Origin of the sequence: Methylobacterium sp. WL9 (assembly GCF_008040035.1) — a bacterium.
Lineage (GTDB): Bacteria > Pseudomonadota > Alphaproteobacteria > Rhizobiales > Beijerinckiaceae > Methylobacterium > Methylobacterium thuringiense.
Genome location: NZ_VRVE01000128.1, coordinates 1 through 8,306 on the forward strand (window position 1 = coordinate 1; position 8,306 = coordinate 8,306).

General features: G+C 69.1%; 9 protein-coding genes and 1 pseudogene. All 10 read right to left on the reverse strand.

The annotated features are described in order from the left end of the window. Nucleotides 1-290, reverse strand: a pseudogene (locus tag FV217_RS21245) (hypothetical protein); the annotation flags it as partial. A 345-nt stretch (nucleotides 291-635) separates the two neighbouring features. Next, the gene (gene bchI / locus FV217_RS21250) at nucleotides 636-1,652 is read right to left on the reverse strand and encodes a magnesium chelatase ATPase subunit I (RefSeq protein ID WP_147820458.1); all 1,017 of its coding nucleotides are present in this window, start codon (nucleotides 1,650-1,652) and stop codon (nucleotides 636-638) included. Between the two features lie 293 nt (nucleotides 1,653-1,945). Further along, the gene (hemA, locus tag FV217_RS21260; RefSeq protein ID WP_147820460.1) at nucleotides 1,946-3,163 is read right to left on the reverse strand and encodes a 5-aminolevulinate synthase; all 1,218 of its coding nucleotides are present in this window, start codon (nucleotides 3,161-3,163) and stop codon (nucleotides 1,946-1,948) included. Between the two features lie 51 nt (nucleotides 3,164-3,214). Continuing rightward, nucleotides 3,215-4,027 carry a putative photosynthetic complex assembly protein PuhE gene (puhE, locus tag FV217_RS21265; RefSeq protein ID WP_147820462.1) on the reverse strand — a complete coding sequence of 271 codons (813 nt, stop codon included), beginning with the start codon at nucleotides 4,025-4,027 and terminating at the stop codon, nucleotides 3,215-3,217. 7 nt (nucleotides 4,028-4,034) lie between these two features. After that, the gene (gene acsF, locus FV217_RS21270) at nucleotides 4,035-5,123 is read right to left on the reverse strand and encodes a magnesium-protoporphyrin IX monomethyl ester (oxidative) cyclase (protein ID WP_147820464.1); all 1,089 of its coding nucleotides are present in this window, start codon (nucleotides 5,121-5,123) and stop codon (nucleotides 4,035-4,037) included. Then, nucleotides 5,120-5,416, reverse strand: coding sequence for a hypothetical protein (locus FV217_RS21275; RefSeq protein WP_147820466.1), 297 nt, complete (start codon nucleotides 5,414-5,416; stop codon nucleotides 5,120-5,122). Before FV217_RS21275 ends, acsF begins: the two co-directional genes overlap by 4 nt. Continuing rightward, the gene (puhC, locus tag FV217_RS21280) at nucleotides 5,413-5,874 is read right to left on the reverse strand and encodes a photosynthetic complex assembly protein PuhC (protein WP_187272661.1); all 462 of its coding nucleotides are present in this window, start codon (nucleotides 5,872-5,874) and stop codon (nucleotides 5,413-5,415) included. The genes FV217_RS21275 and puhC overlap by 4 nt, the downstream gene beginning before the upstream one ends. A 21-nt stretch (nucleotides 5,875-5,895) precedes the next feature. Beyond that, nucleotides 5,896-6,558 (reverse strand): photosynthetic complex putative assembly protein PuhB, encoded by a 663-nt coding sequence (puhB, locus tag FV217_RS21285; RefSeq protein ID WP_147820470.1) that lies wholly within the window; start codon nucleotides 6,556-6,558, stop codon nucleotides 5,896-5,898. Then, entirely contained in the window at nucleotides 6,558-7,331 is a 774-nt protein-coding gene (gene puhA, locus FV217_RS21290) for a photosynthetic reaction center subunit H (protein ID WP_147820473.1), read from the reverse strand. Before puhA ends, puhB begins: the two co-directional genes overlap by 1 nt. 21 nt (nucleotides 7,332-7,352) lie before the next feature. Then, on the reverse strand, nucleotides 7,353-8,306 hold a 954-nt coding region (locus FV217_RS21295; RefSeq protein ID WP_147820471.1), incomplete at its 5' end, for an MFS transporter.

Genomic DNA, 8,306 nt, shown 5'->3' on the forward strand with positions numbered 1-8,306 from the left:
GCGAAGGGTGAAGCTCCAGGTCTCCTCGGTGACCCGCGGAGTCGGGCCGAGCCGGCGCGGAGCGTCGCGGCGAGGTCGAGCCCGCCGAGCAGGCGGTCGTCGGCGATGCCGGTGGGCATGCGGCGGATCGGGGCGTTTTGCGGGAGGCCGGCCTGCAGTGTCGCCAGCCACCGATCGCGGACCGGCCCTGCCCCGGCGCGCACCACGATGCCGCCGCAGCTGTACGGTTCTGCCGCGAGGAGCGCGGCGACGCGGAGGGCGTCGGTCCAGAGGGGAGAGGGGTCAGACACCGGAGGCACGCCGGCAGGCTCCCTCTCTCCGCAAAGATCTCGGGCTTGCCCGATATCTGCACTTTCTGCCGAAGTCGCGCAGGCCCGACTTCGGTTTAGGAGAGGGCCGAGCCGCAGCCGAAGCGAGGATGAGGGGGCGTTGCCATAGGAGGCTCGTCCGGCGGGTCCCCCTCACCTTCGGCTGCCGCCTTGCCGCAGATTTCAGCGCAAGCGCCCGCGGCTCTCCTCCCCCCTGTGGGGAGGAGTTGGAGGTGGGGGTGGTTCCGCTTGCCTCGACCGGACCAGGCTGCACCACCCCCACCCTGTATCCCTCCCCACAAGGGGGAGGGAGGCGATGCCCGCGCATCATCCTGGAAAAACCTCGGCCACCGCCCGCGTCACCCGCGCGGTCGAGCCGGATTCGTCCAGCGGGTTGCGGCGCAGGCGGTGGCGGAGCGCAGAGGGCGCGATGCGCTTGAGGTGCTCGTCGGTGACCGTGCTGGCGCCCTCGAAGGCGGCGAGCGCGCGGGCGGTGCGCATCAAGGTGAGTTCGCCGCGCAGGCCGTCGGTGCCGAGCGCCAGGCAGAGGCGCGCCGCGCTTTCCAGGGCGGCGTCGGGCACGTCCACGCTCGGCAGGAGCTCGCGCGCGCTCGTGAGCTTCTTCTGCAGCGCCTTCTCGGATTTGGCGTGGGCGGCGCAGAAGGCGTCCGGGTCGCGCTCGTAGGCGTCGCGGCGGCGCACGACGTCGATGCGGGTCTTGATCTCGGTGGGCGTCGCGACTTCGCAGGCGAGACCGAAGCGGTCCAGGAGTTGCGGGCGCAGCTCGCCCTCCTCCGGGTTGCCGGAGCCGACGAGGACGAATTTGGCCGGATGGCGCAGGCTCAGGCCCTCGCGCTCGACGGTGTTGACGCCGGAGGCCGCCACGTCGAGGAGCAGGTCCACGAGGTGGTCCTCCAGCAGGTTGACCTCGTCGATGTAGAGAAAGCCGCGGTTGGCCTTGGCCAGCAGGCCCGGCTCGAACGCCTTCTCGCCGAGGCTCAGCGCCCGCTCCAGATCGAGCGCGCCGACGACGCGATCCTCGGTCGCCCCGAGCGGCAGGTCGACCACCGGCACCGGCACCTGCACGTTCTTCTTCGGGCGCGGATTTTTTGCGCAATGCGGGCAGGCTTGCGGAGGGCTCGCCGGATCGCAGGCATAGGGACAGCCGGGCACGGCCTTCATGCTCGGCAGCAAAGCCGCGAGCGCCCGGATCGCCGTCGACTTGCCGGTGCCGCGATCCCCGAAGACCAGAACCCCGCCGACGGACGGATCCACCGCCGCGATCAGCAGGGCTAGCTTCATCTCGTCCTGGGCGACGATGGCGGTGAAGGGGAAGGTGGGCACGCGGACCTAACTCGGTTCAGACGCTTCTCCGTCATTGCGAGGCGGAGCCGAAGCAATCCAGGGCCATATCCATGCCGGCGGAGCAATGGCCCTGGATTGCTTCGCTTCGCTCGCAATGACGCGCGGCTATCGGATGATGCGCGCGAAATCCTCTCCCCTCTGCGGGAGAGGGTGGCCCCTGCGTCAGCAGGGGTCGGGAGAGGGGAGCGCCGGTCCCGGAGAGTTCGGAGCCGGCCCCTCTCCCGCCCGCTCCGCGGGCACCCTCCCCCGCAGAGGGGGGAGGGTTTGGAGCCTCACTCCGCCGCTTCCTGCCGCAACCCGATCCGCTGCCAGATCGTGCTCAGCGCCCCCACGAGATGGTCGATATCCGCATCCGTGTGCAGCGGCCCCGGCGTGATCCGCAAACGCTCCGTCCCGCGCGGCACGGTCGGGTAGTTGATCGGCTGCACGTAGATGCCGAACTCGTCGAGCAGGGTGTCGGAGATCGCCTTGCAGAGCACGGGGTCGCAGACCATCACCGGCACGATGTGCGAGGCGTTGGGCAGGTAGGGGATGTTGGCCGCATCCAGCGCCTTGCGGACGCGGGCGACGCGCTCCTGGTGGCGGGCGCGCTCGGCGCTGGACCCTTTCAGGTGGCGGATGCTGGCGGCGGCGCCGGCGGCGACGGCCGGGGGCAGCGAGGTCGTGAAGATGAAGCCGGAGGCGAAGCTGCGCACGAAGTCGCAGAGCTTTTCGCTCGCGGTGATGTAGCCGCCGTGAACCGCGAAGGCCTTGCCGAGGGTGCCCTCGATCACGTCGAGGCGGTGGGCGAGGCCCATGCGCTCGGAGATGCCGCCGCCGCGCGCGCCGTAGAGGCCGACCGCGTGGACCTCGTCGAGATAGGTCAGCGCGCCGTGTTTTTCGGCGACGTCGCAGATCTCGTCGATCGGCGCGATGTCGCCATCCATCGAGTAGACCGACTCGAAGGCTACCAGCTTGGCGCGGCCCGGCTCGATCAGCGCGAGCTTGCGGTCGAGGTCTTCCGGATCGTTATGGCGAAAAATCTGGCGCTCGGCGCGGGAGGAGCGGATGCCCTCGATCATCGAGGCGTGGTTCTCGGAATCCGAGAAGATCACGCAGTTGGGGAGCTTGGCGCCCAGCGTGCCCAGCGCCGCCCAGTTCGAGACGTAGCCGGAGGTGAAGATCAGCGCGGCCTCCTTGTCGTGGAGGTCGGCGAGCTCGCGCTCCAGGAGCACGTGATAATGGTTGGTGCCGGAGATGTTGCGGGTGCCGCCCGCGCCCGCGCCGCAGCGGTCGAGCGCCGCGTGCATGGCGTCGATCACCTTGGGGTGCTGGCCCATGCCGAGATAGTCGTTCGAGCACCAGACGGTGACCTCGCGCTCCCCCTGCCCCGTGTGGTGCGTCGCGCGCGGAAAGCCGCCGCGATGACGCTCGAGGTCGGTGAAGACGCGATAGCGGCCCTCCCGATGGAGTCCGGCGATCTCGGCACCGAAGAACGCTTCGTAGTCCATGGCCGTCCTCCCAAACCGCGGGTGTTTTTCCCCGCACGGTGTTCGTTTCGATCAGTCGCGCGGGGCTGCCGCACTGTCCTTGGTCTCGATCGCGGCGGGCGCGACCCGGTTGCCCGGCAGGCTCCATTGCCAGAGCGCGGCCGAGGGCAGCGGCAGCATCAGGAACCAGTGTTCCAGCACCGCCAGCGCCGTCAGGCTCGCCAGCAGGGTGAAGCCGACCACCTCATAGGTGGCGATCCCCTCGGCCAACAGCGCGCGACCCATGAGCGCAACCGCGATGGTGCCGAGGCTCACCGAGAACGGAAACAGCAGGTTCATCGGCTTCTTGGTGAGGAAGCCGGCGAGATAGCCCAGATGCGCCGGCAGGAACTCGGCGTTGAGGTTGCGCACGCCCAAAAACATGTTGAGCCGGGCCGAGGCGTTCATCAGCACCAGCGTGGCGTAGGTGCAGAGCGCGAAGTGGTTGGGTTGGCCCCAGGTCAGCACCAGGATGGCGAGGCCGCCGAGCACGATCGCGAATTCGTGCCAGAGGCTGGTGGCCAGCGCCGCGAAGAACTTGTCGACGCCGCGCAGGTGCGGCGGGCAGGCCACCGGCCGCGGGCCGGAGACGAAGCCCATGTAGTAGCTCATCTCCTGCCAGCCCCAGACCAGCACCGCCGCCGTGAAGGCGGTGTAGACGCCGGTCTCGGTGGCGTCCGATGCGGTGGAGCCGATCGCCCACAGGGCCGCGAACAGCACCAGCGTCCCGCCGGCCATACTCCACTTGTGGGTCTTTCGCGGGAGGTGATCCAAGAGCAGGATCACCCCGGTGGAGAACCACCAGAGCAGCACCGCGTAGAGTGCAGGCGTGGCGTAGGCCGACATAAGCGCCCTACCACACCGGCTGGAGACGGATGTCGGCCGGCATCTGGTGATCCTTCACCGGAAGGAAATACAGGCGCACGAAGGTGGCGGCGGCGATGACGGTCTGGCCAGCATGCTTGAGCTTGCCCGCGACCCCACCCTCGGCCTTCGCCTCGGCGATCTTGGTCGAGCAGGCAAGGAGCTTGTCGAGGCCCTGCTTGAACTTCGGATTGTCGATGTCGAGCGTGATCGGGAAGGTCTGCTTCGAGATTTCGGAGGTGATCCGAAACACGGTGAAGTCGTAATCCGTCGGCGTGACGCCGAGCGCCTTGTGGAAGGCCGGGCGGCAATGGTCCCGCACATACATCGTCGCGTAGACCGCGAGCAGGAAGAAGCGGATCCAGTAGCGGTTCACGCCCTGAGTGAGCTTCGGGTTCGCGCGCATCAGCAGGGCGAAAGCCTCGCCGTGGCGGAACTCGTCGTTGCACCAGAGTTCGAACCACTTGAAGATCGGGTGGATGCGCCGCTCGGGATGCCGTTCGAGCTCACGGAAGATGGTGATGTAGCGGGCGTAGCCGATCTTCTCGGAGAGGTAGGTCGCGTAGAAGATGAACTTCGGGCGGAAGAAGGTGTATTTCTTGGACTTGGTGAGAAAACCCAGGTCCACGCCGATGCCGAAATCCTTCAGCGTGTCGTTGATGAAGCCGGCATGCCGCGCCTCGTCCCGACTCATGAAGCCGAACAGCTCTTTGATATCCTTGTTCTTCGCGCGCTTGCGCATCTCGGCGTAGAGCACGCAGCCCGAGAACTCGGCCGTGATCGACGAGACGAGGAAATCCAGGAACTCCTTGCGGAGCGCCGGCTCCATCGCGTTCAGGTCGCAGTCGAAGGCGCCGTCGCGGGTGAAGTGGCGCTTGTTCGGGTCGGCGCGCAGCTCCTCGATGAGGATGTCCCACTCGCGCCGCACCGGCTCGACGTTCGTCTTGTCGAGCTCGACGAAGTCGGTGGTGTAGAAGCGCGGGGAGAGGAAGGTGGTCTCCTGGGCCGACTTGGTCGACTCGTTGACCGGGTATCTCGGCACGGGGCCGGTATTCGGGGGCTGAACGTTGGCGTTCATAGCGTCCTCCGCTCGGAAAAACTTACTTCGTAGAGCTCGGTGAGCTCCAGATGCGCGATCAGCTTGGTCCAGGCCCGCTCCAGTGCGCCGGCCCGGGTGACGGTGGCCTGGCGCTTCACGACGATGCGCTCGCCGAAGGGCGGCAGGCTCGGCGCGTCGTGCACCTGAACCTCGTCGCCGGGCTCGATCTCGAAGCCGGCATCCAGGGTGACGTGCGCGTGGAGGCTCTCGGGCGTGTGCTCGATCTCCACGGTGCAAGGCACCTCGACGACGGTCTTGCCGATCCAGCTCATCGGGGCGTCCCGGTGTCGCCGGGCAGCAGGCGGGCGAAGGCGAGCGCATTCGGCTGGCCGAACGCCTCCAGCGGAACCTTGCGGCCGGTGGCGTCGTCGTCCAGCGACAGCGTGCCGTTGTCGTAGCGGGTCAGCGTGAACGGCGCCTCGCGGCCAAGCCCGGCGCGCTGGCGCGCCTGGGCGAGCCCGCGCATCGTCGCGCGCATGAAGTTGTCCTCGCCGGGATGGATCGTCAGCAGCAGCCGGTCGTCGGTGGCGTCGCGCATGGCGATTGAGCCGTCGGCCACGTCCGCCACGCGGAAGGCGACGCTGGAGACGACTTCGGCGGCGGGCAGCTGGGTGAGGCCGACGCTCTCGCTGCGGCCGATCCCGACGGCGAGCATCGTGAACCCCATCAGGGCTCCGGCGCCGATCATCGCTGCCAGCGGCAGCGAGCCCTTTCGCGCAGTCTCCGACATGACCGCCTCCCCTAACATCGCCTAGCGAGCGCCGGCCGCGACGAGCGCACCCTGACGATCGGTTGCGCGTTGCCGCGTCTTGATCACAGGCATAGCCGCATCGGCCTGCCCGGCATAGGCCGAGAGTGCCCGCGCCAGCAGGGCTGCGACCTTTTCCGCCTCCGGAATCGAGCGCAGCATCGGCTCGGGCTGGGTGACGTGCCAGGGCCGGGCGTGGGGCCAGAGGTGGAGGTAGGCGACGCGCTCGCCGGCCTTCATCTGAACGGGCAGGTCGCCGCTGCCGTCGGAGAAGCCGCGCAGGCCCGCGCCCTCCGTCATGGCGTAGGGCAGGTTCAGCGTGATCGGCAGAGCGATGCCGACCCGCATCACCACGCGGCGGTCGGTGATGGTGTAGACGGTCGTGCGGTGGACGAGCCACGAGAAGAGCAGGAGCAGCGCCAGCGCGCCCGCGCCGATCGCCAGCGTCGGCACCGCCATGGCCAGCGCCGAGGCGTAGGAGCCGTCCGAGGCGGCCAGCCCGCCGAAGACGAGGGCGGCCAGCGCGAACCACGCCGTCACGAGGCGGGCGTGGAAGATCCGCGAAAACGCGCCGGTGACGGTGGGGGCACCCTGCCAGAGGATGCGCTCGCCGGGGGGAAGCGGCTCGGGCAGGCCGCGGGGGGAGAAAGGCTCCGGCTTCTTCATCACAGCAGCGGCTCCGCGCGGTACGGGGTGGCGTAGAGGGTGCCGGCGCCGAAGTAGGAGACGATACGCTCCTCTTCCTGCAGGGTCACCGAGTCGGGGTCGGCAGTCGTCGGGATGCCGGCGAACTGCGCGGCGAGCAGCGCCTCGGACTTCACCGTCCGGGTGATGCTGCCGGTGGTGCAGAAGGTCGCCGGCATCAGCACGCGCTTGCCGCCGACGCCGAGCTCGACCTCGTAGTAGCGCACCATGGATTCGCCGCGGTCGATCCAGAGATCGCTGACGGTGCCGGCGACCTGCCGGTCTGCGCCGAACACGGTCATGCCGATGGGGTTCGGGCCGTCCTCGTGGACCACGAAATGGTCGGCGACGCGCAGGGGCACGATCCGCTTCTGGCCGTCGAAGGTGTGGTCGTGCTCGTCGTCGCGGTTCGCCCAGGAGCCGGGGCCGACGCGGTCGGTGAGCGGGTTGCCGGTGGGATCGTAGGGGGCGCCCGGCCAGGGCTCGCGCTTCCGGCTCGCCACGTCGGTATCGTAGGTCGGGTCGGGCGCCGGCGCGTATTTCGTGATGCCGTTCGAGAGGAGGAAGGCTTTTGGCCGCGGGATCAGCACCGGATCCGGACTCTTGAGGCGGCCGAAGGCTTCGGCCTCGAGGGGATAGCCCTCGCGGCGGTCCTCGCGGCGCAGCCAGAACACCAGCCCCGCGAAGAAGATCCAGAACGCGTACAGGGTGACCTGCGCGACGTCGATGTATCCGGTGATTTCGCCTCTCGGCAGCATGGTCGTTCTCCCGAAGGTTCAGCTGGGGTGGTTGACGAGGGTCTTGGGTGTGAGCAGGCGCGCGCGTCCCTCGTCGGGGCGTGCCGTCCGGGTACTCGCGCCGGTTTCTGCGCGAACCAGCGGCCCGATCGCGATCAGCGTCGCGAACAGGAAGGCGATCTCGATGTGGTAGACGATGAGGTAGCCGATCGCCGGCTCGTTCATGCCCTCGCCGAGCACGCCGGACTGGGCTACCGCCGCGCCGAGGTCGCGCAGGATGCCGCTCGCCGCGATGGCGAGGCCGGCGGCCGTCGCCTGCACCGCGCCCCAGGCGCCGAGGGCGAGGCCGGTATCCTCCGGGCCGGCCTTGGCCATCGAGGCGGTGAGCGTCCCGTGAGCAAAGAGGCCGCCGCCGAGGCCGATCAGGGTGACGCCGGCGGCGAACAGCTGCGCCGAATCGAGGGGCGCTGCGAAGATCACCGCGGAGAAGGCCGCGATGCCGATGACGCTGCCGGCCGCCGCCACGCGAAAGGCGTCGCCGCCGCGGTTGAGCCAGCGCGCCGCGATCATCAGGCCGATGCCGCCGCCGGCCGCCAGCATCGCGGTCAGCGCCGTGGTCTGGCCGACCGACAGGCGGAGGATCTGGCCGCCATAGGGTTCGAGCAGGATGTCCTGCATCGAGAAGCCGGCCGTGCCGAGGCCGATCGCCACGAGGCGGCGGCGTGCTGTGCCGTCACCGGCATAACCGCGCCAGGACTCCGCGAAGCTCGCGCGCGGCGCGGACTTGTCCGTCCGGTTCGGGTCGCGGGCTTCCTGCTTCCACAGGGCGATGCCGTTGAGCACGATGGTGACGACCGCCGCGCCCTGGATCACCTTGATCAGCCGGAGCGGCGAGAAATCGGCCAGCAGCAGACCGAAGACCAGGGCGCTCACCACCATGCCGGCGAGCAGCGCCGCGCAGAGTAGCGCGACCACCTTCGGGCGGGCATGGGC